Source organism: Streptomyces inhibens, from assembly GCF_022221585.1.
In the GTDB taxonomy this organism is placed as follows: domain Bacteria; phylum Actinomycetota; class Actinomycetes; order Streptomycetales; family Streptomycetaceae; genus Streptomyces; species Streptomyces inhibens.
Genome location: NZ_CP084681.1, coordinates 5,263,893 through 5,288,334, shown reverse-complemented (window position 1 = coordinate 5,288,334; position 24,442 = coordinate 5,263,893). Strand labels below are relative to the sequence as shown.

Sequence of the window (24,442 nt, the reverse complement as noted above, 5' to 3'; positions counted from 1 at the left end):
ATTGATGTGTGGAGGAGCCTGTGGCCGCTCACAGTCAGTACGAGGAGCTGGCCAGGCAACTCAGCGCCATCGGCGCCGTCAAGCGCGAGATGGGCCGGATCCTGCCCCAGGACTGCCCACCCGCGTCCGCCGGAGTGCTCACCCTTCTCGACCGGCACGGTGAGATGCGGATGAGCCAGCTCGCCGAGCTGCTCGCGATCGACATGTCGGTGACCAGCCGGCATGTCGCGCATGTCGCCGAGCGCGGCTGGATCGAGCGGAAGCCCGATCCGGCGGACAAGCGGTCGCGGCTGCTGCGCCTGACCCCGAGCGGGCAGGAGCTCCTGGAGGAGCTCGCCGCGCGCTACACCGCCACGCTCGCCCGGTACTTGGACGACTGGACCGACACCGACGTCGGGCACCTCATCGAACTGCTCGCCAGGCTCCGTACGAGCTTCGGCGACTGCCGCACCCGGGCGCATCACGACTCCACCACCCGTACACCCGCAGGATGAAAAGGAACTACATGGCTACGACCACACCAGCCGGTGTGCGGGGCGGCCACGCCAAGCATGGAGGCGGTCACCACGCCTCCGACGGGGCCCCCATGACGCACCGTCAGATCATGGAGGCGCTCTCCGGGCTGCTGCTCGGCATGTTCGTCGCCATCTTGTCGTCGACGATCGTGTCCAACGCGCTGCCCGAGATCATTCATGACCTCGACGGCGGACAGAGCGCCTACACCTGGGTCGTCACCGCCTCGCTGCTGGCGATGACCGCGACCACCCCGCTGTGGGGCAAGCTCTCCGACCTGTTCAGCAAGAAGCTGCTGGTCCAGTTCGCGCTGATCATCTACGTCGCGGGCTCGGTCGTCGCCGGGCTCTCGCAGAACACCGGCATGCTGATCGCCTGCCGCGTGGTGCAGGGCATAGGTGTGGGCGGCCTGTCCGCCCTGGCCCAGATCGTGATGGCCGCGATGATCTCGCCGCGCGAGCGCGGTCGTTACAGCGGCTACCTCGGCGCCACCTTCGCCGTCGCCACCGTCGGCGGCCCGCTGCTCGGTGGCGTCATCACCGACACCAGCTGGCTCGGCTGGCGCTGGTGCTTCTACGTCGGCGTGCCGTTCGCCATCATCGCGCTGATCGTGCTGCAGAAGACCCTGAAGCTGCCCGTCGTCAAGCGCGAGGGCGTCAAGGTCGACTGGACGGGCGCCTTCTTCATCAGCGCGGCGGTCTCGCTGCTGCTGGTGTGGGTGACGCTGGCCGGCGACAAGTACGACTGGATGTCGTGGCAGACCGCCGCGATGGTCGGCGGCGCGGTCGTACTCGGCGCGATCTTCATCTTCGTCGAGTCCAAGGCCAAGGAGCCGATCATCCCGTTGCGGCTGTTCCGCAACAAGACGATCACCCTGGCCTCGCTGGCCTCGCTCTTCGTCGGTATCGCGATGTTCTCCGGCACCGTCTTCTTCAGCCAGTACTTCCAGCTGGCGCGCGACAAGTCGCCGACGATGTCCGGTGTCATGACGATCCCAATGATCGGTGGCCTGTTCATCTCCTCGACCGTCTCGGGCCAGATCATCACCAAGACGGGCCGCTGGAAGGCATGGCTGGTCGCCGGTGGTGTGCTGGTGACCGCGGGCCTCGGCCTGCTGGGCACCATCCGCTACGACACCGAGTACTGGCACATCGCGATCTTCATGGCCCTGATGGGTCTGGGCATCGGCATGATGATGCAGAACCTGGTGCTCGCCACGCAGAACCAGGTGGCTCCCGAAGACCTCGGCTCCGCCTCGTCCGTCGTGACCTTCTTCCGCTCCCTCGGTGGTGCGGTGGGCGTCTCGGCCCTCGGTGCGGTGCTCGCCAACCGCGTCACCCACTACGTCAAGGACGGTCTGGCCGACCTCGGCCCCAAGGCCGCCAAGGCCGCCGCCCACGGCGCCGGCAACAGCGGCGGCGGCATCCCGGACCTGGACTCCCTCCCGGCGCCGCTGCGCACCGTCATGGAGAGCGCCTACGGCCACGGTGTCGCCGATGTGTTCCTGTACGCGGCGCCCTGCGCGCTGCTCGCCTTCCTCCTCACCCTGTTCATCAAGGAGGTCGCGTTGAAGACGCGTGGCGGACTGGCCCAGAGCGCGGAGGGCGCGGCGTCGGCGTCGGCGTCGGCCAACCCGTCGGCATCGGCCCTCCCCGCCCAGGCCGCCGCGGCGCCGGTCGAGGAGCGGGAGCCCGCCCTGGTGGGCGCCGTGTCGGCACCGGACCACTCCGACGACACCGCGCACACCCCCGCCTGGGCACAGCCGGCCGCCGCGACGGCCGCCCAGCCGCTGGCGGCGTACGCGTCCGCCGGTGGCGGGGATGCCACCCCGACCGGCTCCGCGATCCACGGCTTCGTCCGCAACGGCGAGGGCAACCCCGTCCCGCGCTCCGCGGTCACGCTGATCTCGCTCAGCGGCCGTCAGCTGGGCCGCGCGGTCGCCCACGCCAACGGCTCGTATGTGCTCAGCGCCCCCGGCGCCGGCTCGTACGTGCTGATCGCGGCCGCCGACGGGCACCAGCCGCAGGCGTCCACGGTCGTCGTCGGCGACCAGCCGTACAGCTACGACATCCAGCTCAGCGGCACCAGCGGCCTCGGCGGCCAGGTCCGCAGCGCGGTCACCGGCGAGCCCATCGACGGTGCGATGGTCGTCGTCACCGACGTCCGCGGTGAGGTGCTGGCCACCGGGAAGTCCGGCCCCGAGGGCTACTTCGCCTTCGACGAGCTGGCGCCCGGGACCTTCACCGTCGCCGTGAACGCCGCGAACCACCGCCCGGCCGCACTGCCGGTCGAGGTCGGCGGCCAGGGCACGACCCGGATCGAGGTCGAACTGCTGTCCGGCGCGCGGGTGCAGGGCATCGTGCGGGCGGGTGCGGAGCGCCGGCCGCTGTCCGACGCGCGGGTGACGCTGGTGGACGCGGCGGGCAATGTCGTGGCCACCTCGACGACCGGGGAGGACGGCGCGTACGCCTTCACCGACCTGGACGCCGGCGACTACACGGTCATCGCGAGCGGCTACCCGCCGGTCGCCACCGGCCTTGCGGTCGACGCACGCGGGGTCGACGGCTACGACGTCGAGCTCGCACACCCGGGGGACTGACCCCCCGAGCCCCGGGGCATCCACCCCGGGGCGGCAAGACCCCGGACCGGGGCGCGCGTTGAGCGGAGACGCGCCCCGGCCCGGACCCCAGGGTTCCGGCGGCGGCGTTGCGCACAGGCAGGGGACGGCCTGCACGCCGCCGCCGGGCCCGATATTTCCCCCAAACTCTCGGCTCATCCCCCCATCTCGACTTCTCCCCCACTCTCGACTTCGCTCGAGCGGGGGACCCCCATGAGCGGGGGGGGACCCCCATGACCAGGGGGCACCACACCAGGCAAGAAACGGGAGAGGCAATGACTTCGACGGGCGCGGGAGCTGCGGGCGCAAGGGCGCAGATCCGCACACGCGACGGCTGGGCGGTCCAGCACGCCGTACTGACCGTCACCGACATGACAGGCGCGCAGGTGCTGCGCGCGGCGGCGGACGAGGAAGGCGCCATCCGCAGCGAGCAGCCGCTGCCCGCGGGCCCGTACACGGTCATCGTGACGGCCGTCGGCTATGCCCCGGTCGCCTCCAGCGCGATCGTGACGGCGAGCGGCCGGATGGACGTGGGCAGTGTCGTACTGGCCCGGCAGGGCGGGGCCGAGCTGCCGCCGCCCGGCGCATGGACCATCGACCCGATGCACTCGACGGTGGCCGCGGTCGCCCAGCACCTGGGGATCTCCAGCGTGCACGGCCGGTTCACCGAGTTCAGCGGCCGGATCGAGATCGCCGAGGACCTGGCGAAGTCGCGGGTCGAGGCGGTCATCAAGGCCGCCTCCATCGACACCGGCAACGGCATGCGCGACGGCCATCTGCGCTCCGAGGACTTCCTCGCCGTCGAGGAGTTCCCGGAGATCAGCTACCGCAGCACCGGCCTGGAGGCGGCCGGCCCGGACCGCTGGACGGTGCGCGGCGAGCTCTCGCTGCACGGCGTCGTACGGCCGGTGGACCTCGCTCTGAGCTACCTCGGCACCGGCCCCGACCCGTGGGGCGGGGTGCGCGCCGCCTTCCGCGCCACCGCCGAGCTGCGCCGCGAGGACTTCAAGATGAACTACAACCAGGTCGTGGCGGCCGGCATCGCGGCGATCGGGACGACGCTCAAGGTCGAGCTGGACATTCAGGCGGTGCAGGGGGAGAGCCTGCCGATGGGGTGACCTGGGGGCCCGAGTGACCTGGGGGGCCCGAGTGACCTGGGGCCCCGGAGGGGGAGACGGGGGCGTACGGCGCCTGCGGCCCATGCGGCCGATGCGGCCGATGCGGCCGATGCGGCCGACCTGCCGACACGCCCCGGCCTTCGTCCCGTCAGACCCCCGGCCGGTCCCGCATCGCCTCGATCCCCGCGAGTTGCAGATCGAGCGCGAAGGCGAAGTCCCGGTCCAGCATCTCCACGGCGCTTTGCCCCTGGTGGGCGTACGCGGCCCGGATGGACAGCTCCATCGTCTCCGCGAACTCCGGGCGGTCCGAGATCGCGGCGACGACCTGCTCGAAGTAGTCGTCCAGGCTGATGCCCGCGGCCCGGCAACGGGCCTCGTGCGTGGCCCGGATCGTCGCGAAGCCGTAGACGAAGTGGAAGAGGGACGCCAGCGCGCCGGACGTGCGCTCCGCGTCCAGACCGGTGCGCCGCATCACCCGCAGGGTGGCGTTGGAGAAGGCCATCGAATGCGGGCCGATGTTGATGAACTCGCTCAGCAGCCGGGCCACCCAGGGGTGGCGCAGCAGCATGTCGCGGTAGCCGATGGCGAGGACGCGCAGCTGGTCGCGCCAGTCGGCGCCGGCGTCCGACTCGTCGGGCAGGGTCATCTCGCCGGCCACCGCGTCCACGGCCAGCTCCAGCAGATCGTCCTTGGTGTCCACGTACCAGTAGACGGACATCGCGGTGACGCCCAGCTCGGCGGCGAGCCGGCGCATCGAGAACTTCGCCAGGCCCTCGGCGTCCAGCAGCCGGACCGTCGCCGTGACGATCTTGTCGAGGTCGAGTCCGGCCGGCTGGTCCGCCTTCCGTTTCAGCGGGGGGCGTTCGGTCAGCCAGACGCTGTTCGGCCGCTTTCTGGCGCGGCCGTCCGTCGCTGCCATGGCGCCCCTTCCTGTCCTGAGCGTCGTCGGTGCCGATGTCGGTGCCGGTGCCGATGTCGGTGCTGTGGTCGGTGCCGGTGCTGGTGTCGCGCCGGTGGGCGGCGCATACGGGTGGTGTACGTGCCCGCGGTCCGTGTCGTTCAGTCCGTTCGCGATCACGTACACCACCGATGCTATTCCGCCGCGGCGGCGGCCGGTTCCGCGCCCGACGGCGTGGCCGGCGTCGCCTCCGCCGGGCCGGCGCGCTCGGCCCGGCGCAGCAGTACGGCGGCGACCAGCCCGCCGAGGAACACCGCGGCCGCGCCGACCAGCTGGCTGGTGCCGATGCCGGTCGCGAAGGCGTCGTGGACGGCGGTCCGTTCCGCGTCCGTACGGGTCCTGGCGAGCGCCGCGGGCAGCGAACCGGCGCCCGCCGCGACCAGCGGAAGCAGCGCGACGAAGCGGGAGTTGAGGACCGCGCCGAGTACGGCGACGCCGAGGCCCTGGCCGAACTCCATCAGCGTGCCGTTGACGCCGGCCCCCACTCCGGCCTTGGCCGGCGGGATCGCGGACATGATGGCGTTGGCCATCGTCGGCATGGCGAGCGCGACACCGATGCCCATCACGATCAGACCGGTCAGCATGCCGCCGTAGCTGTCGCCGCCGAGCAGCGAGATCGCGGCCAGACCGGCCGCGAGCAGCGACATCCCCGAGACGATCATTCCGGGGGTGCCGAACTTGGGCATCAGACGGACGCCCAGTCCGGTGAAGTTGATCAGTATGACGGTGACGGCGAGCGGTGCCATCCGCAGCCCCGCGTCCAACGGGCCGTAGCCGAGCACCAGTTGGAGATGCTGGGTGAGCAGGAACATCGAGCCACCCATGCCGAAGGCGACGAGGATGCCGCCGGAGACGGCGCCGATGAACCGGCGGTTGCGGAAGAAGTGCATGTCCAGCATCGGATGCGGGACATGCAGCTCCCACAGGGCGAAGGCGGCGAGGCCGGCCAGGCCGATGGCGGCGGAGATCAGCACCCGCCCGGACAGCCAGCCGGACTGCGGCCCGGAGATGATCGCGAAGACCACTCCGACCATGCCGATCATGGACAGCAGGGCGCCCAGCAGGTCGGGGAGCTCGCCGCCTCGGCTCTTGGACTCGGGGACGAGGGTGACGACGGCCGCCAGCGCTATCACCGCGACCGGCAGATTGACCAGGAACAGCGAGCCCCACCAGAAGTGGTCGAGCAGCGATCCGCCGATCAGCGGGCCGGCGGCGAAGCCGAGGGAGTTGACCGAGCTCCAGATACCGATGGCCTTGGGGCGCTCCGCGTCGTCGAAGATCTGCATGACGACGGCGAGGGTGGTGGTCATCAGCAGCGCACCGCCGACGCCCATACCGGCGCGGGCGGCGATCAGCTGACCGGGCGACTGGGCGAGGGCGGCGCCGAGCGAGGCGACGCCGAACAGCACCAGGCCGACGGCGAGCATCTTCTTGCGGCCGTAGCGGTCGGCGGAATTGCCGGCGGTGAGCAGCAGACCGGACTGGACCAGCGAATAGGCGTTGATCATCCACTGGACGTCGGCGGTGGTCGCGCCCATCTCCTTGGTGAGGGAGGGGATGGCGACGTTGAGGACGGTGTTGTCGAGGATGACCGTCAGCTGGGCGATGCAGATGACGGCCAGGATCAGCCAGCGGGTGGCGTGCCGGCCCGGTGACTGGAGGGTGGTGGTGGCGTCGGAGGCCACGGGGGGCATACGGGCTCCCTGTACGGTGCGAGCGGATGACTTACACCGTACAGGGAGGGTTATACGCCGTACATTTGATTTTTGCGCGGGTCAGACCTTCCGGGTCACGCCTTCCTGGTCACGCCTTTCTGGTCACGCCTTCCGGGTCAGGTCGTAGAAGGTGGCGCTGCCGACCGTGACCTTCTTGAAGGTCTTCCCGACCCAGGAGGTGATCTTCGACGAGCCGCCCTTGCCGCCGCCGGGGCCGCCCCGGCCGCCCCGTCCGCCCTGCCCGCCCTGCCCGCCCTGCCCGCCCGCGATGAAGTAGTGGACCTTCCCGTCCGCGACGTACTTCTTGAACTGGGCGAGGGTCGGCGACGGGTCGCTCCCGTTGAAGCCGCCGATCGCCATCACCGGCTTCTCGGTGGCGAGTTGGTAGCTCGCGGCGTTCTGGGAGCCGATGGCCGCGGCGGCCCAGGTGTAGTCGTCCGCGTCCTTCTCCAGCAGCGCCTTGGCCTTGTCGCTCACCTTGCTGCCGTTGAGCAGACCGCCCATGCCGCCACCCATACCGCGCAGCCGGCCGGTCCCGCGCTCGCCGAGGCCGCCCATGGCGCCCGGGAAGCCCAGCCGGCCGCCCTGGTTGCCGCCACCGGCGCCCTGCGAGGGTGCCTGGCCCGGGGCGCCCTGGCCGGCCTGCCCGGCGCCCGGTGCGCCGCCCGGTGCGCCGCCCGGCATGCCGCCGTTGTTGCCGCGCCACGTACCGCCCTGACGGCCGCCGGGGAAGCCCCCGCCGCCGGGTCCGCCCATGCCGCCCATGCCGCCCTGCACCGAGGGTCCGGCCGTGATGATCGACCCGCCCTTGGGCGTGTTGACCGTATCGAGCGTGTACGCGACCGGACCGGCCAGCGCCGTCGCCACCCCGAGCCCGGCCGCCAGCAGCGCCACCCGGCGTCCCGCCCGTGCCGACAGCAGCAAACCGAGCGCCGCTAGCAGACCGAGCGCCAGCACCGTCCAGCGCAGCCACGGCAGCCAGTCCGGCGAACGGTTCAGCAGCACGTACGACCAGCCGGCCGTCGCCGCGACCGTCACGGCCAGGACGAGCGAGGCGATCGGCCCGCCGCGCCGCCACAACAGCGCCGCGCCCATCCCGACCAGCGCCGCGATGTACGGGGCCAGCGCGATGTTGTAGTACTGGTGGAAGATCCCGGACATAAAGCTGAAGGTCGTGAAGGTCATCAGCAGCGCGCCGCCCCACACCAGGAACTCCGCCCGCTGCCCGGCCTGTTCGGCGGCGACCGCGCGCCGGGCCCGCCACAGCAGACACACGCTCGCGACCAGCAGGATCAGCGCGGCAGGTAGCAGCCAGGAGATCTGGCCGCCCATGTCGGACGAGAACAGCCGGGTGATTCCGGTCTCCCCCCATCCGCCACCGCCACCGCCGCCGGGACGGCCACCGCCACCGACACTGCCGGTCTCATTGCCGCTGATCCGCCCGAAGCCGTTGTAGCCGAAGGTCAGCTCCAGGAAGCTGTTGTGCTGCGAGCCACCGATGTACGGGCGCGAGGACGCCGGCCACAGCTCGACGATCGCCACCCACCAGCCGCCGGACACCACGATCGCCAGCCCGGCGAGCAGCAGCTGCCCGAACCTCCGGCGCAGCGCGACCGGCGCACAGCAGGCGTAGACCACGGCGAGCGCCGGCAGAATCAGCCACGCCTGCAGCGTCTTGGTGAGAAACCCGAGGCCGAAGCAGACCCCGGCCAGCACCAGCCACTTCGTACGGCCGTCCTCAAGGGCGCGCAGCACGACGGCGATCGCGCAGACCATCAGGAGGCACAGCAGCGCGTCGGGGTTGTTGAAGCGGAACATCAGGGCCGCGACCGGCGTCACCGACAGCGCCCCGCCCGCCAGCAGTCCCGCACCCGCACCGAACCGGCGCCGTACGGCCGAGAAGAGCACCCCGACCGTCGCCACGCCCATCAGCGCCTCGGGCACCAGGATCGCCCACGAGCTGAGCCCGAAGAGCCGTACGGACAGCGCCATCGGCCACAGCGCGGCCGGCGGCTTGTCGACGGTGATGGAGTTCGCCGCGTCGGAGGAGCCGAAGAAGAACGCCTTCCAGCTCTCGCTGCCGGCCTGTACGGCGGCCGAGTAGAACTGGTTGGCGTACCCGGAGGCGGACAGGCTCCAGAGGTAGAGCACCGCCGTGACCAGCAACAGCGCCAGCAGCGCCGGCCGCGCCCAGCGCGGATCCGCCGGCCGCCCGCGGACGATCCGCTCCGGCAGACCGCGCAGCCCGCCACGGGGCTCGTAGGTGCGATGGGCCGGTGCGGGCTCCGGGTCGGCCTCCGACGCCCGGGCGGCCCCGTCGGCCACCGCCCGGGAAGCCGCGACCGGTGCCAGTGCCCTCTCCTGTCCGGTGAACGGGGGCGGATACGGCGGCCGGGCCGGCGTACTGGGCGGGTGCGGGGTCATCGAGCGCTCCTGGTGAAGTGGTTCCGGTCGTTCCGGTCGTTCCGGTTGTGCGAGGCGTACGGCTGCGGCTGCGGCTGCGGCCGCGGCTGCGATTCCTCGACGGCGTCGATGCCGACGAGGTCGTTCCGTCGCTCACGGTCCGGAAAGACCCAGGCGCGGAAGAGCAGGAACCGCAGCACCGTCGCCGCGAGATTGGCGGCGACCAGCACGGCGAGTTCGGTGCCGTGCGAAGGGTTGCCGCTGGCGGCGTCGAGGGCGGCGAGCGAGCCGCTGGTCAGCACCAGTCCGATGGCGAAGACCACCAGCCCCTGCGCCTGATGGCGGACCGCCCGGTCCCGCCCCCGTACCCCGAAGGTCAGCCTCCGATTGGCCGCCGTATTGGCGATGGCCGACACCAACAGCGCGCCGGCATTGGCCAGTTGGGGCCCCACCCCCAGCCTGAAGAGGGAGTAGAGGGCGAGATAGAGCAGCGTGCTCAGCCCGCCCACGACACAGAAGCCGACGAGCTGACGGGCCAGCCCGCCCGGCACCCCGGACAGCTCACGGTCCCGCGGATCGTCGCCGAACGGCCGGGCCAGCCGGTCCAGCGGCAGCGCGCCGGTCGCCAGCGCCCGCCCCACCCGCCATACGCCCTTGAGGTCATCGGTCGCCGTACGCACGATGCGCACGGTGCTGTGGGGGTCGTCGACCCAGTCCACCGGCACCTCGTGGATCCGCAGCCCGGCCCGCTCCGCGAGCACCAGCATCTCGGTGTCGAAGAACCATCCGGTGTCCTCGACCATCGGCAGCAGCCGCTCGGCGACATCGCCGCGGATGGCCTTGAACCCGCACTGCGCATCGGAGAACCGTGCGGCGAGCGAGCCCCGCAGGATGAGGTTGTACGTTCGCGAGATGAACTCCCGCTTCGGCCCGCGAACCACGCGCGCACTACGGCTGAGCCGGGAGCCGATCGCCAGATCCGAGTGACCGGAGATCAGCGGCGCGACCAGCGGCAGCAGTGCGTTGAGGTCGGTGGACAGATCGACGTCCATATAGGCCAGCACCGGCGCCTCGGAGAGCGACCAGACGGTACGCAGCGCCCGCCCGCGCCCCTTCTGCTCCAGCCGTACGGCCGTGACCTCGTCGATCGCGTCGTCGAGCCGGGCGGCGACGTCCGGCGTGCGGTCCGTGCTCGCGTTGTCCGCGATGGTGATGCGGAAGCCGTACGGGAAGGTGCGGGCGAGGTGATCGTGCAGGCGCCGGACGCAGGGCTCAAGGTCGTTCTCCTCGTTGTAGACGGGGATCACCACATCGAGAACCGTCGCGATCTGTCCCAGGCGCAGATGCTCGCGTGGCGGCAGAGAGCCCAGTGGCAGGTGGGGCGGCTGTGTCGTCGTCATACCGACGACACTCGCCAACCGCGCTGTCACACCCGTGTGCTGAGCCTGTGACCGGGCTGTGAGTGGGGAACGGTCAGCCGGCGCTGATGCCCGCCGAGGCGTCCGTCTCGTCGGCGGCCCGGCTGCCGGCCCACTGCGGCTCGCCCGCCGAACCCGCTGCGCCCGCCGAGCCCACCGAGCCCGCCGAGCACGCCGAACCCGCCGAACCCGCCGAACCCGCCGCCGGCAACGTCACCGTGAAGACCGTCCGCCCCGGCACGCTGTCGACCCCGACCCTGCCGCCGTGCGCGGCCACCACCGCCTGCACGATCGCCAGCCCGAGACCCGTACTTCCGGCGGTACGTGAGCGCGACGCATCGCCGCGCGCGAAACGCTCGAAGACACGCGGAAGCAGATCGGCCGGAATGCCGGGCCCGTCATCCTGCACTTCCAGCTGGACGAAACCCCCGCGCGCTTCTCCATGAACGCCTCGGTCGACGCCCGGCCCCGCCCCACGCACCCGAGCGGTAACGGTCGTCCCCTCAGGCGTATGCGTACGCGCATTGGCCAGCAGATTCACCAGAATCTGGTGCAGCCGCCCGGCATCCCCGTGCACCAACACCGGGTCATCGGGCAGCTCCAGCCGCCACCGATGGTCGGGCCCGGCCACCCGCGCATCACTCACCGCATCCACCACCAACGGCGAGAGATCAGTGCTCTCGTACGAGAGCGGCCGTCCGGAATCCAGCCGGGCGAGCAGCAACAGGTCCTCCACCAGCCCCGTCATCCGCTCCGCCTCGGACTCGATCCGCCCCAGCGCATGCCGCGTCTCGGGGCCCGGCTGCTCCCGCCCGCGCCGCGTCAGCTCGGCATAGCCCCGGATCGACGCAAGCGGCGTACGCAGCTCATGACTGGCGTCGGCGACAAACCGCCGCACCCGCATCTCGCTCTCCTGACGGGCCGAGAGCGCCGAGCCGACATGCCCCAGCATCCGGTTCAGCGCCGCACCGACCTGCCCCACCTCCGTACGCGCATCCGCCTCGGCCGCCGGCACCCGGACATGCAGCGCCACCTCGCCCTGATGGAGCGGGAGTTCGGAGACCCGGGTGGCGGTGGCGGCGACCCGCCGCAGCGGCCGCAGCGCGATACCGACCATGGCGGATCCCGCGACCCCGGCCGCGATCAGCCCGGCGACCGTCACACACGCCTCGATGAGGATGAGCGTGCCGACCGTCGTCTGCACCTCCCCGAGCGGCAGCCCGAGCAGCATCGAGCCGTCCTTGGCGGACTGCACGCGGTAGTCCCCGAGGCCCGGCAGCTCGGTGGTGTGCGGCACACCGTCCCGCGGCACCGCGCTCAGCGCCGCGACCTGCGCCCCTCGCAGCGCAGCCAGCCGTTGCAAGGGATCCCGACTGATGGATTTGTTCAGCCGCGCGCCCTCAGCGATCGTGCCGTCCGGCGCGACCCGCGCCCCGACCGTCCCAATCGGCTGGCCCCCCATCGCCACAAATTCCAGCCCCGGCACACGCAACGGATCAGGCCCCCGCGGCCTCTCGGCCCGCATCACGGACTCCCGCAGCTGACTGTCCAACTTCCCCTGCAAATACGAGTGCAGCGCAATGGACGTAACGGTCCCGATGACGGCACCGACGACAGCGATCAGCGCAACCGACGACATCACCAGCCGCGTCCGCAGCGTCCAGCGGCGACGGGGCGAGGGGGCGAGCGGCGAGGAGGCGGGCGGCGAGGAGGGAGCCGCCGGGGACGGCTCGTTCCGCTCGGGCGTCGACGAGGGCTTCCCGCTCACCACCCGCTACACACCTGGCTTGATCAGATAGCCCGCGCCCCGACGGGTGTGAATCATCGGCGCCCGCCCCGCGTCGATCTTCCGCCGCAGATACGAGATGTACAGCTCCACGACATTGGCCTGGCCGCCGAAGTCATAGCTCCAGACCCGGTCGAGGATCTGCGTCTTGCTCAGCACCCGCCGCGGATTGCGCATCAGATAGCGCAGCAGCTCGAACTCGGTGGCCGTCAGATGGATCTCCTGGCCGTCCCGCCAGACCTCGTGGCTGTCCTCGTCGAGCACCAGATCACCGACCACCAGCCGCGACTCGCTCCGCGCGGCGGCCGCCCCGGCCCGCCGCAGCAGCCCGCGCAGCCTTGCCACCACCTCTTCCAGGCTGAACGGCTTGGTGACATAGTCGTCGCCGCCCGCCGTCAACCCGGCGATCCGGTCCTCGACCGCGTCCTTGGCGGTCAGGAACAGCACCGGCACATCCGGCAGTTCACGCCGCAGCCGGCCGAGCACCGTCAGCCCGTCCATGTCCGGCAGCATCACATCGAGCAGTACCGCATCCGGCCGCCAACTACGGGCACAGCGCAGCGCGCCCGCGCCGTCCCCCTCCGAGCGGATGTCCCAGCCCTCGTACCGCAGCGCCAGCGACAGCAGATCGGCGAGCGAGGACTCATCGTCCACGACCAGCACCCGCACCGGGCTGCCGTCGGCCCGCAGCAGCTCCGGCTGCTTCCCGGGCGCGCCCCGGGAGGACGAAGCCGATGCCGGCACACGAAACGACGCTGAGGAGGACGAAGTCACGGTCATGGCCCGGAGCCTGACCCACCCCCGTGAGAGCTCCCTTTCGGCTTCCTGTGAATCTCCTGAGAATCCCCCTTCCCCACCCCGCCCACGGCGAGCACCCCGGCCGCAACCGGCCTGGGCCGCCCCCCGCGCGGTCCAGGCCGATCACCACTTCCTCAAGCATTGCACCCAGCACTGACAATCGCCCTGACCAGTGCTTTCGCCGCCCTTCACGCCCCCGGGAGGCCGGCGGCGGTCGACCGGTCGAGGTCCCCGTCACAGGCACCCGCCCACAACCCCTCCCGCCCGCGCGCCCTTCCGCCCGCGCGCCCGCGCGCCCGCGCCCCACGCCGTACCGTCACCCCATGAGACTTCTCGCCCTCTCCGGCAGCCTGCGTGCGCGCTCCTCCAACGGCGCGGTGCTGCGCTCCGCCCTCGACCTCTGGGACGGCCCGGCCACCACCGCGGACATCGGCGCGCTCCCGCACTTCAACCCCGACCTGGACGGCGAGGACGCCACACCCCCCGCCCCCGTCGCCGCTCTGCGCACCGCCGTCGCCGACGCCGACGCCCTGCTCATCGTCAGCCCCGAATACGCGCACGGTGTCCCCGGCGTCCTCAAGAACGCGCTCGACTGGCTGGTCAGCAGCGGCGAATGCGTGGAGAAGCCGGTCGGGCTGATCACCGCGTCTCCCTTCCCCACCGGCGGCGACCACGCCAACGCACAACTCTGCGAGACCCTGCGCATGATGACCGGCGCGGTGGTCCCGGCCGCCTGCCGCGAAATCCCCGCCATCGGCCCGAAGATCGACCCCGCCACGGAACGCGTCACGGACGGCCCCACCCTCACCGATCTGGGCGTGGCCATGTCCCACCTGGCCGCGGCCGCCACCCCGCTCAATCCTTGAACGCCACCCCGCTCAGGGCCTGAACACCCGTCCGCTCAAGGCTTGTCCCCCCGCCCCCTCACCCGCCGTACACCCGCCCCGCTCACCCGCCGAACAGTCCCTCACCCGCCGTACATCCGCCCCTCTCACCCGCCGAACAGTCCCTCACACGCCGAACAGCCGCGCCGCATTCCCGTAGCAGACGCCCCGCAGCCACTCCTCCCCCATCTCCAGCCGGGTCAACGCCTCCAGCGCATGGGCGTACCCGTAGGGGATGTTGGGGAAATCGCTGCCGAACAGCACCCGGTCGCCGAGCTCCGCGAGCCGGCCGTGTTCCGCCCGTGGGAACGGCGCGGTCCGTTCGGAGAAGTCCGTGAAGGCCATCGTCGTATCGAGGTGCACCCCCGGATAACGCCGCGCGAGATCCAGGAAGTCGACGTACTCCGGCATCCCCATGTGCGCGATGATCAGCCGCAGCCGAGGGTGCCGGGCCAGCACCCGCGCGATCGGCTCGGGCCCGGTGTGCTTGCCCGGTGCGGGCCCCGACCCGCAGTGGACGACCACCGGAACTCCGGCCTCCGCTATCGCACCCCACACCGGATCGAGCAGCGCATCGGCCGGGTCGTACGCCCCCACCTGCACATGCGCCTTGAAGACCCGCGCCCCGCCCGCCAGTTCGGCGCGTACATATGACGCGGCGCCGTCCTCCGGAAAGAACGTCGCGGTCCGCAGACAGTCGGGCGTACGGTCCGCAAAGTCGGCCGCCCAGCCGTTCAACCACTGCGCCATCCCGGGCTTGTGCGGATAGATCATCGACGTGAACGCCCGCACGCCGAAGCCGCGCAGCACCGCCAGCCGCTCGTCCTCCTCGTACCGGTAGGCGATCGGCCACGCCCGGCCCACCAACGGCCCGGCGGCATCGAAGTAGGCCCAGACCTTCGCCATCACCCGCTCGGGCATGAAGTGCGTATGCACATCGATCAGCCCCGGCAGCCCCAACTCCCGCCAGAACGCGCCGACCCGCTCATCCCCGTCCACCACTCCAGACCCCTCCCACTACGACTCCGACGACTACGCCCTGACGGCCACGTCCCGACCACTACGCCCTGACGGCCACGTCCCTGTGGCTACGTCCCCATGGATACGTCCCCATGGATACGGCGCGCACGGCCACCAGCCCGGCGACGACGGCCCAACCCCCGACCACCACACAGACCCTCCATCCCCCAGCACCCAACCCCCCATACCCGCCTCAGAACAACCCCTCCTGACCCCCCTCCCGCTCCCCCGCCCCATACGCCCCGGCCCGCACCGGCACAGTCGTCACCCGCCCCTCAGCCGCCCCCAGCACCCACCCCGCCAACACCCGCGCATCCATCACCGCAACCACCCCGCCACCCCCACCGGCCGGCCCGGCCTCCTCCGGCTCCCCCGCCAGCCGCAGATACACATCGGACCCCACCCCGGTCAGCACCTCCCCCACGATCTCGGCCCCCGCAGTCATCCCGCCCAGCTCCGCGACCTCCCCCGGAATACGGTCGAGCCCGAACAGCTCCGTATGGTCCGTGAAGGCGAACTCCACCGGTTCGAGCGTCTCCGGCCAGCCCGCCAACCCACGTGCCCTGTCGTGCAATTGGGCCAGCTCGGCGAGCCGCTCCGGCACCGGCGGCAGCGCCCCGCGCGCCGCCCGCTTCGCCGCCTTCCCGAACCGGTCGGGCACCGCCAGCGCGCTCCCCAGCAGCGCCTCCGCCCGCCGCGCCGCCATCAGAGGCCCGCGCCCCAGCCACGCGTACGCCACCGCCCCCTGCTCCACCAGCCTGGCCGGCCCGCGCTCGGCGGCCGTGATCCCCACCTTGAGCAGACCGCGCCCGAAGTACGCGAGATAGACGCCGTACGGGCGCGGATCGTCGGCCATGGTGTCGGCGGCCACCGAACGCGAACGGTCCAGCTGGGCACACCGCGCGCACTGATCCTTGGCACTCGCCCCGTCGAGCACCGCCTCATACGGACACACGATCCAGCGCCCGGCCCGCCGCACGCCCAGGCAGCGCCGCTCGCCCCGGGCGGCGAACGCCAGCACCTTGCCCGCGGGGAGCATGCTCACCCGCTCCTCGCCCCGCTCGGCGCAGTACCAACCGAGCCGCTGCCCGAACCGTCCCGCCGGCTCCGGCCGCGACCCCGACCCACCGCCTGACCAGCGCGGTCCCGTACATCGCCACACACCGCCAGCGTACGACCACCCACTGACAACGCTGCCCTCCGGCGTCGCCGGCCCGCAACGACACCGGGCCGGCCCACCCGGCAGCCCACAAACCGCCACCCCCGCCTCAGCCACCATCCCGGTTCCCGAGACCCCCGCCTCAGGCCACCACCCCGTCCCCCAAGCCCCCCGCCTCAGGCCACCATCCCGTCCCCCGGCCCCCGGAACGTGCTCCGATAGGCCCGCGGCGACACCCCCAACGCCGACTGCAGATGCTGCCGCAGCGAGGCCGCCGTCCCGAAGCCCGCCTCCGCCGCGATCCGGTCCACCGTCAGCTCCGTCTCCTCCAGCAACTGCCGTGCCCGCTCTATCCGTTGCTGCGTCAGCCACTGCAGCGGCGAGATCCCGACCTCCTCCCGGAACCGCCGGGTGAAGGTCCGTACGCTCATAGCCTCCCGCGCCGCCAGCTCCCGCAGACTCAGCGGCCGGTCCAGATGTTCCAGCGCCCACGCCCGCGCCGTACCGGTGGACGACACCTGCGGCTCCGGTATCGGCCGCCGGATGTACTGCGCCTGGCCGCCCTCCCGGTGCGGCGGCACGACCGTCCGCCGCGCCACGTCATTGGCCACCGCCGCCCCGTGATCACACCGGACCATGTGCAGACACAGATCGATCCCCGAGGCGACCCCGGCCGCCGTCAGCACATCCCCCTCGTCCGTGTACAGCACATCCGCATCCACCTCGACGGCCGGGAACAGCGCGCGGAACTGGTCCACCGACCGCCAGTGCGTGGTCGCCCGCCGCCCGTCCAGCAGCCCGGCCGCGGCCAGCACGAACGCCCCCGTACAGATCGACGCGATCCGCGTGCCGGGCCGGATCCGCCCCAGCGCGTCGGCCATCGCCGGCCCCAGCCGCCCCGCGCACCGCTCCTCCCCCACGTCGTAGTCCGTCCCGGACGCCGGTACGACCACGGTGTCGGCCGTCGCCAGCGCCTCCGGCCCGTGCGCGACATTCACCGTGAAGTCCGTGTCCGTACGCACCTCACCCGGCTCCAACGCGCAGGTCACCAGCTCATACAGCCGCTCCCCGGCCGCCGACCTGGCCTCTCCGAAGATCCGGTGCACGATCCCCACCTCGATCGGCAGCATCCCGTCCCGCACCAGCACCACCACCCGATGCCGCCGCTCCCCGGGCCCCGCACTACCGCTACGGCTCTCCACAACACCCATGGCCCGATCCTTGCACAGTATGACCATCCGGCCACTGGTTCGACCCCCGCCCACCCTCCGACAGTGGACGTCATGAAGGTCCTCTGGCTGTTCGCCCACCCCGACCAGCGCTCCCTGAGCGGCGCCCTCAAGACCGAGGGCCTGCGCACCCTCGAAGCCCACGGCCACCGGTACCGCGTCTCCGACCTGTACGCCATGAAGTGGAACCCGGTGGTCGACGCCGACGACTACGGCCACGACCCGGCCGACCGTCTCCTCATCGGCAACGCGTCAGAACGCGCCTACGCAGATGGCCACTTGAGCCCCGACATCCGCGCCGAACAAGAGAAACTCGCCTGGGCCGACACCTTGATCATCCAGTTCCCCCTCTGGTGGTACGGAATGCCCGCCATCCTCAAGGGCTGGTTCGACCGCGTCTTCGTCAAGGGCTTCGCCTTCGGCATCACCGACCCCGCCACCGGCCGCCCGCGCCGCTACGGCGACGGCACACTCACCGGCAAGCGCGCCATGATCATCACCACCGCCGGCGCCCGCGCCGCCACCCTGGGCCCGCGCGGCGTCAACGGTGATCTCAACGATCTCCTCTTCCCCCTCCAGCACGGCACCCTCTGGTACACCGGGATCTCCGTCCTCCCGCCCCTCCTGATCCCCGGCGCGGACCGCACCGCCCCCACCGCCTACGCCACCGCCGCCACCCGCCTACGGGCCCGCCTGCACACCCTCCCCACCACCGAGCCGCTCCCCTTCCGCCACCAGAACACCGGCGACTACGACGACGACCTGCTCCTCCACCCCCACCTGCCCGCACCCCCCACCGGCCCCGCGGCCCACTACACGGCCCCGCCCCCACCGGTCCACGAGTAACCCACCCGCACACCCGCACACACTCACGCGATCACGCACGCAAAAAAGCCGCAGGCCCAGCGGAAGTAATTCCACTGGGCCTGCGGCGTCAGTAGCGGGGACAGGATTTGAACCTGCGACCTCTGGGTTATGAGCCCAGCGAGCTACCGAGCTGCTCCACCCCGCGTCGGTTCCCCGAACACTACGCGACTCCCGCACCAACACCTAATCGTTTCTCCGACGGCCCACCACGGAGCCACGGCGCCGACGCCCCGGCAACCGCCTCCACCGCACCATCGACCGCGAGAGCCCTGACCGGAAACGCCAGCAGGTGGGGCCGGGCCGGGAGGCGATCCGTTACTTACTGCCGGTTTACGGCCCCTTTGAGCAGGATGAGCACCGCTCACCAACTGTCGTACGTCTTGAGGCGTCTGATGAAGGGTCAACATCACAGTGCACCTACGGATCATCCCGGCATCAGTCACTGTGCCCGCTTCGCCGAGCCATCAGGGCTGATCGCCGTGGCAACCACTTCCTCACCGCCCGCGCCGGTGACCGTACCTCCGAAGCCCACCTGGAGCCCTGAGCCGCACCACCGTCCGGCACCGTGGCTGCGACCGACCATCCGCATAAGGCTCACGCTGCTCTACGGCGGCATGTTTCTGATGGCCGGCATCGTGCTGCTCACGATCATCTACATGCTGGCGGCCAACACCCTCAAGGAGGGCACCCCGGAGTTCAGGGTTTTCGGCAGTAACGTCAGGCTGGGCAATATCAGCTGTCCCGATCTGCCGTCGGTCGGCACCGTCGACGAGATCAACTCGGCGATCAGCAACTGCATCCGGAACCAGCGCGAACTGGCGCTGCACTCCTTCCTGAACCGCTCCCTGCTGGCCCTGCTCGGCCTGACCATCGTTGCCTTCGCCTTCGGTTACGCGATGGCCGGCCGGGTGCTCTCCCCGCTGGGCCACATCACCCGCACCGCGCAGCGGGTGGCGGGCTCCGATCTGCACCGCCGGATCGAGCTGGGCGGGCCCGACGACGAGCTCAAGGAGCTCGCCGACACCTTCGACGAGATGCTGGACCGCCTGGACCGCGCCTTCGAGTCACAGCGTCGCTTCGTCGCCAACGCCTCGCACGAGCTGCGTACCCCACTGGCGATCAACCGCACACTGCTGGAGGTCCAACTCGCCGACCCGGACGCCTCCCCCGAGCTCACCCAGCTCGGCAAGACGCTGCTGGCCACCAACGAGCGCAGTGAGCAGCTCGTGGAGGGCCTGCTGCTGCTCGCCCGCAGCGAGAACAAGGTCGTCGACAAGAAACCGGTCGATCTGTCCGAGGTCGCCTCGCAGGCCGTCGACCAGGCCCGCGAGGAGGCGCAGACCAAGGGTCTGGAGCTGCGCGGGGTCCGCCAGCAGGTCTTCGTCCAGGGCAACGGTGTCCTCCTGGAGCGGATCGCACTCAATCTCGTCCAGAACGCGGTGCGCTACAACATCCCCGAGGACGGATGGGTCGAGGTCACCACCGAGCCGCAGCCCGGCTGCGCGGTCCTGGTGGTCACCAACACCGGACCGGTGGTCCCCGCCTACGAGGTGGAGAACCTCTTCGAGCCGTTCCGACGACTGCGCACCGAACGCACCGGCAGCGACAAGGGCGTCGGCCTGGGCCTGTCCATCGTGCGCTCCGTGGTGCGCGCACACGACGGCAACATCACCGCCCAACCCCGCGAGAACGGCGGCCTGACGATGCGGGTCGTACTGCCGCTCAAAGCACTCGACCCGAAGTGACACGCATCACAGCACCCGACTCCACATTGTTTGCCGATCCGGTCCTCTCCCAAGACCGAGAAGGGAGGAAGCTGCACCAACGAGCGCAAGGAGATCCGACCGTGCCCCGCACCAATGGTCCGCAGGCCGCCACTTCAAACAGCTCTGACGCCGGGCCTACGAAGCAGACGCGGCAAAAGCACTCTCAGTACGGCCTGCCCTGGACCGACACGTGTGCCGTATCGATCCGTTCCGACGGAAGTGTCGCGGTGAACCGGAACGTCGACGCGACTCACCGTGTGGTCGTGGTGGCCTGCGGCACCCCCCGCAAAGTCGTCATCGAGGACGACCGGTCGGACTCGGCGGACCGATTTGGGTTCGGCCGTATCTCCGAAGCGGTCGCGTTCGACGCACTCATGGCGCGCGACGCGGTTCTGGGGCATGAGTGTTCCTGCCTCACGATCGACGGTTTCATCGGAAGGAGCCTCGTTCTGCCGCGCGGGCCTCAATGGAACCAAGCTGTCTCCACCGCGCTCCTCGGTGACTGGGTCGCCCCGCTTCACGACAACGGCCGTATCGATGGCACGGTGTTGGGCCGCATCAAGTCGGAAGCCGAGGCGGTGCACCGGCAGCTCGTACCGCTGTGGCGACGACGCGTCCGCGGCTCCAGGGTGCTGCTCCTGGAAACCCCGCTCGGCGACAACCTGACCCTGCACGACCTGATCGCGGGCAAGCTGCGGATGGACGACCTCGTCTTCGAGGCCGCCTTCGGTGACGCTCGGATCAACGCCGTACTTGCCGGACTCCACCCTGCCGAGCAGAGAGTGGCGATGGCCTGGGCCCACCCGGCTATCGCCACCTGGACGGAAGCCGCCCGATTCGCCGGCGCCGCGAGCCCGGAGGCCTTCGGGGAACGGGTACGCCGCAAGCTCAAGCGCCTCGGCGAGCAGCACACCACCCGTGCCGCGGCCGCCGCTGCCACAGTGAGCACCCGATGAGCCGTGACCGCCGCCCGTGCCCCGCGGCCAACCCCGGCACACGCGCCGTACTGGTCAAGATGCCCAGCGCCCCGACCGCCACTGCCGTACTCGGCACCGGGTCGGCCAGCACCGCCCTGCTCAGCGGCACGGTCCCGGCCGACTCACCCCTGGCATGGCCGCTCGTCGTCCTCGCTCTCGGCTCCATGACCTACGACCTCGGCGTCCGCGCCCTCCGCCACAAAGGCCACTGACCTCCGCTTCGGGCATCCTCTGCGATGGCCGAGGCAAGAAGCGAAATCGAAATCGAACTCGACCGGGCAGGCCCGAACAGGAGCCTGATCCACTCCACTCCACTCCCGCTCGCCGGGCCCGGACGTTGCCATCAGCCGCCCCCCGTCACCCACAAACACCGGAGGCCCCGTCGATTCCTCGACGGGGCCTCCGGCTTGCTGTGCGCTCGGCAGGATTCGAACCTGCAACCTTCTGATCCGTAGTCAGATGCTCTATCCGTTAAGCTACGAGCGCTTGGCTTTCCGGCGGTTTTTCTTGCCGGTCGGCGTTGCGGGAACAACATTACATGACCTGCGCCGTTAGGCGAAATCCATTGCCCGCACCCCTCCTGACCTGGGCAAATGCGTTCTCGGCCGGTTTCTGGGGGCTAGTCGGTCCAGGGGGAGTCCTCGATGATCTGGACGAAGTTCGGGCGGGTGTAGCCCTCTTCGAAGCGGGCCAGGACGTCGGCCTTCACATTGCCGAAAGTGCTCTGGGGGCGATGGGTCAGGCCGGCGTGGAAGGCGTGCGGGATGCGGCGCTTGAAGTCGGGGCGGGGGTGGGCGGCGACGATGGCCTCGCGGGTCTCCGGGGGGAGTGTGTCGTAGCCGATGCCGAGGACGTCGAGCTCGACGCCGGCTGCGACGAGGGCCACTTCTGGGGCCATGTGGTGCGGGATCTCCGGGGTGGTGTGCAGGGCGATGCCCTCCCAGACCAGGCGGGCGCGGTCCTCGGGGATGCCTCGGACGGTCAGGACGGCGCGCGGCCTCGTCGGCGCCGTCGAGCTCGAAGCGCTGCTGGGAGCTGCGGAACTTCTCGGTGAGGCCGAGGTCGTGGAAGAGAGCCCCTACCTAGAGCAGCTCGGGGTCGAAGTCCAGGCCGTGGTGGAGGCCGTGGCGGGCGCCGAAGAGGTAGACGCGGCGGGAGTGGTGGTAGATCAGGTCGTCGGTGACGTCGCGGATCAGTTCGGTGGCTTCCCGGGGCAGTTTGCTGTCGGGGACGGGGATGCCGCCGATGGTGGCGGCTGGGGTCGCTGTCATGGGTTCAGGGTTGCGCGGGCCGGTGGCCGGCGCCCGGTGTGCGCGGGACGGGTTGCCCACAGATGTGGACAGCGGGCGGCGAGGGCGGGGGTCAGCGGGTGGTGGTGCGGAAGCGGGCGCGGTAGGCGGACGGGGGATGCCGAGGCGGCACAGGAAGAGGCAGCGCAGGAAGAGGTGGGGGAGGAAGAGGTGGGGGAGGAAGAGGTGGGGGAGGAAGAGGTGGGGGAGGAAGAGGTGGGGGAGGAAGAGGTGGGGGAGGAAGAGGTGGGGGAGGGATTCGTCGGAGCGGATGCCGGTGTGGTGGGCGGTGGCGGTGACCGTCTCGCCGTTCGCGAGGAAGGACTGGGCGGCTTCCAGGCGTACGGCCTCGGCGTAGGCGGCGGGGGTGTCGCCGGTGTGCTCGCGGAAGAGGCGGGTCAGATGGCGGGGGCTGAGGCCGGCGCGGGCGGCCGGTGCGGTGCGGGAGTGGTCGGCGGCCGGTGCGGTGCGGGAGTGGTCGGCGGCGATCTCGTCGAGGAGGGCGCGCAGCGTGTCGTGGCGGGGGCGCGGGGTGCGTCGTGGCGGGGGCACGGGGTGCGTCGTGGCGGGGGCGCGGGGTGCGTCGTGGCGGGGGCGCGGGGTGCGGGGTGCGGGCGGGCACCGAGAACTGGGACTGGCCGCCCGGGCGCTGCATGAACACGACCAGGTCGCGGGCGACCTCGCGGGCCAGGTCCGGGCCCTCGTCCGCCTCGATCAGGGCGAGCGAGAGATCGATGCCGGCCGAGCCGCCGGCGGAGGTGTAGAGGTTGCCCCCGCGCCCCCAAACACATTCAGGCCCCGATCGAAAACGATCAGGGCCTGAATGAAGAAGAGCGGAGGCGGAGGGATTTGAACCCTCGATGGGGGGTAAGCCCCAAACCGCATTAGCAGTGCGGCGCCATAGACCGGACTAGGCGACGCCTCCACACACCCCACACGCGCGCACGCACGCTGTGGTGTGTCCAGATGATGGCACAGCTCCAAGGGCTGTCACCAATCGCCCCCTACGGTACTAGGCGCGCGGGCCACCCGGCAAAGACGTTCCTGCGGCGCAACGTCGGGGCCGGAGGCGCGTTAGGAGTGTGGGGCCGTAGCGACATATGTGTCGTGCGCCCCCGGCGTGTACGTACCGCGTACCGCCCCGCACTCGCCTCTCTGGAGCCTGTGATGCCGCACCGCCGGACGTCATCCCTCTTCGCCGCGGCCGCCACCGCCGTCACCGCCGCCGTGTCCGTCGTCTCCGCCCCGACCGTCGCCGCCGTATCCGTCCCCGCCGTGCCCGTCGTCTCGGCCGCGTCCATCGTCTCCGCGGCCTCCGCGATGGCCCTGATGACGGCGCCGGACGCCTCGGCCGCCCCGATTCCGCTGCCGCATCACCTCTCCGCAGACGGCGGCATCACCGGCGCGGGCCACCACGCCCCCGCCGGCCACCGGGCGCCCACCGGCCCCGGCGCGCCCGCCGACCACCACGGTCCCGCCGACCACGGCACACGCGCCGACGACCCCGCCGGCCTCTACTCGCCCACCGACCACCTCACCGTCACCGTCCGCGACTCCGGTGCGGCGCACACCGACGGCACCTTCGAGCTCTACTGTCACCCCGACGGCGGCAACCACCACGCGGCGAAGCGCGCCTGCGACAAGCTGGACGGGATGTCCAGGTGGGGCCAGGACCCGTTCGCCCCCGTACCGCAGGGCGCGAAGTGCACGATGATGTACGGCGGCCCGGCGACCGCGCATATCACCGGGACCTGGGCCGGGCGACCCGTCAACGCCGACTTCCGGCGCACCAATGGGTGTGAGATCAGCCGCTGGAGTCGCTTCGAACCTCTGCTCCCGTCGACCCGTTCATGACCCCATTCGTGCCGTAGTAGCGTCCCAGGTCAGGACGAGGGGGCACATGTCGGGCGTGCGGTGAGTCGCAC

The 24,442-nt window shown here is 71.2% G+C and carries 19 protein-coding genes, 3 tRNA genes and 2 pseudogenes; 10 read left to right on the top strand and 14 right to left on the bottom strand.

Features of this window, described 5'->3' with window-relative positions; all coding sequences use genetic code 11:
- The first annotated feature begins 20 nt into the window (after nucleotides 1–20).
- The 3 genes from KI385_RS24105 (at nucleotide 21) to KI385_RS24095 (ending at nucleotide 4,248) form a co-directional block, all read left to right on the top strand.
- Nucleotides 21–494: a MarR family winged helix-turn-helix transcriptional regulator gene (locus KI385_RS24105; protein ID WP_128509229.1), complete on the top strand. Its 474-nt coding sequence runs from the start codon at nucleotides 21–23 to the stop codon at nucleotides 492–494.
- A gap of 92 nt (nucleotides 495–586) precedes the next feature.
- Entirely contained in the window at nucleotides 587–3,112 is a 2,526-nt protein-coding gene (locus tag KI385_RS24100) for an MFS transporter (protein WP_483439814.1), read from the top strand.
- 293 nt (nucleotides 3,113–3,405) lie between these two features.
- Nucleotides 3,406–4,248 carry a YceI family protein gene (locus KI385_RS24095; RefSeq protein WP_238574212.1) on the top strand — a complete coding sequence of 281 codons (843 nt, stop codon included), beginning with the start codon at nucleotides 3,406–3,408 and terminating at the stop codon, nucleotides 4,246–4,248.
- Nucleotides 4,249–4,396: 148 nt separating this feature from the next.
- Here the strand turns inward: KI385_RS24095 and KI385_RS24090 are convergent, their stop codons facing one another.
- From KI385_RS24090 to KI385_RS24070, 5 genes are all read right to left on the bottom strand, one after another.
- The gene (locus KI385_RS24090) at nucleotides 4,397–5,167 is read right to left on the bottom strand and encodes a TetR/AcrR family transcriptional regulator (RefSeq protein ID WP_238574211.1); all 771 of its coding nucleotides are present in this window, start codon (nucleotides 5,165–5,167) and stop codon (nucleotides 4,397–4,399) included.
- 173 nt (nucleotides 5,168–5,340) lie between these two features.
- On the bottom strand, nucleotides 5,341–6,900 hold the full coding sequence (locus KI385_RS24085; RefSeq protein ID WP_238574210.1) for an MFS transporter: 1,560 nt from the start codon (nucleotides 6,898–6,900) through the stop codon (nucleotides 5,341–5,343).
- Between the two features lie 123 nt (nucleotides 6,901–7,023).
- A complete protein-coding gene (locus KI385_RS24080) occupies nucleotides 7,024–9,345 on the bottom strand; it encodes an ArnT family glycosyltransferase (RefSeq protein ID WP_238574209.1) in 2,322 nt (773 codons plus the stop codon).
- Nucleotides 9,342–10,724 carry a bifunctional glycosyltransferase family 2/GtrA family protein gene (locus KI385_RS24075; RefSeq protein ID WP_238574208.1) on the bottom strand — a complete coding sequence of 461 codons (1,383 nt, stop codon included), beginning with the start codon at nucleotides 10,722–10,724 and terminating at the stop codon, nucleotides 9,342–9,344. The genes KI385_RS24080 and KI385_RS24075 overlap by 4 nt, the downstream gene beginning before the upstream one ends.
- Before the next feature lie 73 nt (nucleotides 10,725–10,797).
- The gene (locus tag KI385_RS24070) at nucleotides 10,798–12,381 is read right to left on the bottom strand and encodes a sensor histidine kinase (RefSeq protein WP_238577826.1); all 1,584 of its coding nucleotides are present in this window, start codon (nucleotides 12,379–12,381) and stop codon (nucleotides 10,798–10,800) included.
- Here KI385_RS24070 and KI385_RS24065 point away from each other — a divergent pair.
- Nucleotides 12,323–12,541, top strand: coding sequence for a hypothetical protein (locus KI385_RS24065; RefSeq protein WP_238578105.1), 219 nt, complete (start codon nucleotides 12,323–12,325; stop codon nucleotides 12,539–12,541). The two genes, KI385_RS24070 and KI385_RS24065, sit on opposite strands and share 59 nt — an antisense overlap.
- Here KI385_RS24065 and KI385_RS24060 read toward each other — a convergent pair.
- Entirely contained in the window at nucleotides 12,517–13,218 is a 702-nt protein-coding gene (locus KI385_RS24060) for a response regulator transcription factor (protein ID WP_281066986.1), read from the bottom strand. The two genes, KI385_RS24065 and KI385_RS24060, sit on opposite strands and share 25 nt — an antisense overlap.
- Nucleotides 13,219–13,649: 431 nt before the next feature.
- Between KI385_RS24060 and KI385_RS24055 the strand changes: the two genes are divergently transcribed.
- The gene (locus KI385_RS24055; RefSeq protein WP_238574207.1) at nucleotides 13,650–14,192 is read left to right on the top strand and encodes an NADPH-dependent FMN reductase; all 543 of its coding nucleotides are present in this window, start codon (nucleotides 13,650–13,652) and stop codon (nucleotides 14,190–14,192) included.
- A gap of 144 nt (nucleotides 14,193–14,336) precedes the next feature.
- Here the strand turns inward: KI385_RS24055 and KI385_RS24050 are convergent, their stop codons facing one another.
- The 3 genes from KI385_RS24050 to KI385_RS24040 form a co-directional block, all read right to left on the bottom strand.
- A complete protein-coding gene (locus KI385_RS24050; protein ID WP_238574206.1) occupies nucleotides 14,337–15,212 on the bottom strand; it encodes an amidohydrolase family protein in 876 nt (291 codons plus the stop codon).
- Between the two features lie 211 nt (nucleotides 15,213–15,423).
- Nucleotides 15,424–16,275 (bottom strand): DUF2797 domain-containing protein, encoded by an 852-nt coding sequence (locus tag KI385_RS24045; protein WP_425356948.1) that lies wholly within the window; start codon nucleotides 16,273–16,275, stop codon nucleotides 15,424–15,426.
- 290 nt (nucleotides 16,276–16,565) lie between these two features.
- The gene (locus tag KI385_RS24040; RefSeq protein ID WP_238574205.1) at nucleotides 16,566–17,600 is read right to left on the bottom strand and encodes a GlxA family transcriptional regulator; all 1,035 of its coding nucleotides are present in this window, start codon (nucleotides 17,598–17,600) and stop codon (nucleotides 16,566–16,568) included.
- A gap of 72 nt (nucleotides 17,601–17,672) precedes the next feature.
- On the opposite strand from KI385_RS24040, the gene KI385_RS24035 reads away from it, so the two are divergent.
- Nucleotides 17,673–18,464, top strand: coding sequence for an NAD(P)H-dependent oxidoreductase (locus tag KI385_RS24035; RefSeq protein ID WP_238574204.1), 792 nt, complete (start codon nucleotides 17,673–17,675; stop codon nucleotides 18,462–18,464).
- A gap of 92 nt (nucleotides 18,465–18,556) precedes the next feature.
- Here KI385_RS24035 and KI385_RS24030 read toward each other — a convergent pair.
- Nucleotides 18,557–18,630, bottom strand: a tRNA-Met gene (locus KI385_RS24030).
- Between the two features lie 364 nt (nucleotides 18,631–18,994).
- Between KI385_RS24030 and KI385_RS24025 the strand changes: the two genes are divergently transcribed.
- From KI385_RS24025 to KI385_RS24015, 3 genes are all read left to right on the top strand, one after another.
- Nucleotides 18,995–20,230, top strand: coding sequence for a sensor histidine kinase (locus KI385_RS24025; RefSeq protein ID WP_425356947.1), 1,236 nt, complete (start codon nucleotides 18,995–18,997; stop codon nucleotides 20,228–20,230).
- 248 nt (nucleotides 20,231–20,478) lie between these two features.
- Nucleotides 20,479–21,207 (top strand): hypothetical protein, encoded by a 729-nt coding sequence (locus KI385_RS24020; protein WP_238574202.1) that lies wholly within the window; start codon nucleotides 20,479–20,481, stop codon nucleotides 21,205–21,207.
- Complete coding sequence (locus KI385_RS24015; protein ID WP_238574201.1) at nucleotides 21,204–21,440, top strand: hypothetical protein; 237 nt, start codon at nucleotides 21,204–21,206, stop codon at nucleotides 21,438–21,440. Before KI385_RS24020 ends, KI385_RS24015 begins: the two co-directional genes overlap by 4 nt.
- 201 nt (nucleotides 21,441–21,641) lie before the next feature.
- On the opposite strand, the gene KI385_RS24010 is transcribed toward KI385_RS24015, so the two are convergent.
- The 4 genes and pseudogenes from KI385_RS24010 to KI385_RS23995 all read right to left on the bottom strand — a co-directional run bounded on the left by KI385_RS24010 (nucleotide 21,642) and on the right by KI385_RS23995 (nucleotide 23,442).
- Nucleotides 21,642–21,714 (bottom strand) — tRNA-Arg (locus KI385_RS24010).
- A 133-nt stretch (nucleotides 21,715–21,847) separates the two neighbouring features.
- Nucleotides 21,848–22,499: pseudogene (locus KI385_RS24005) on the bottom strand (HD domain-containing protein).
- 321 nt (nucleotides 22,500–22,820) lie between these two features.
- Nucleotides 22,821–23,069 (bottom strand): annotated as a pseudogene (locus KI385_RS43970) (helix-turn-helix domain-containing protein); the annotation flags it as partial.
- Between the two features lie 282 nt (nucleotides 23,070–23,351).
- Nucleotides 23,352–23,442 (bottom strand) — tRNA-Ser (locus tag KI385_RS23995).
- Nucleotides 23,443–23,684: 242 nt separating this feature from the next.
- On the opposite strand from KI385_RS23995, the gene KI385_RS23990 reads away from it, so the two are divergent.
- Complete coding sequence (locus KI385_RS23990; protein ID WP_238574200.1) at nucleotides 23,685–24,371, top strand: SSI family serine proteinase inhibitor; 687 nt, start codon at nucleotides 23,685–23,687, stop codon at nucleotides 24,369–24,371.
- The last annotated feature ends 71 nt before the right edge of the window (nucleotides 24,372–24,442 follow it).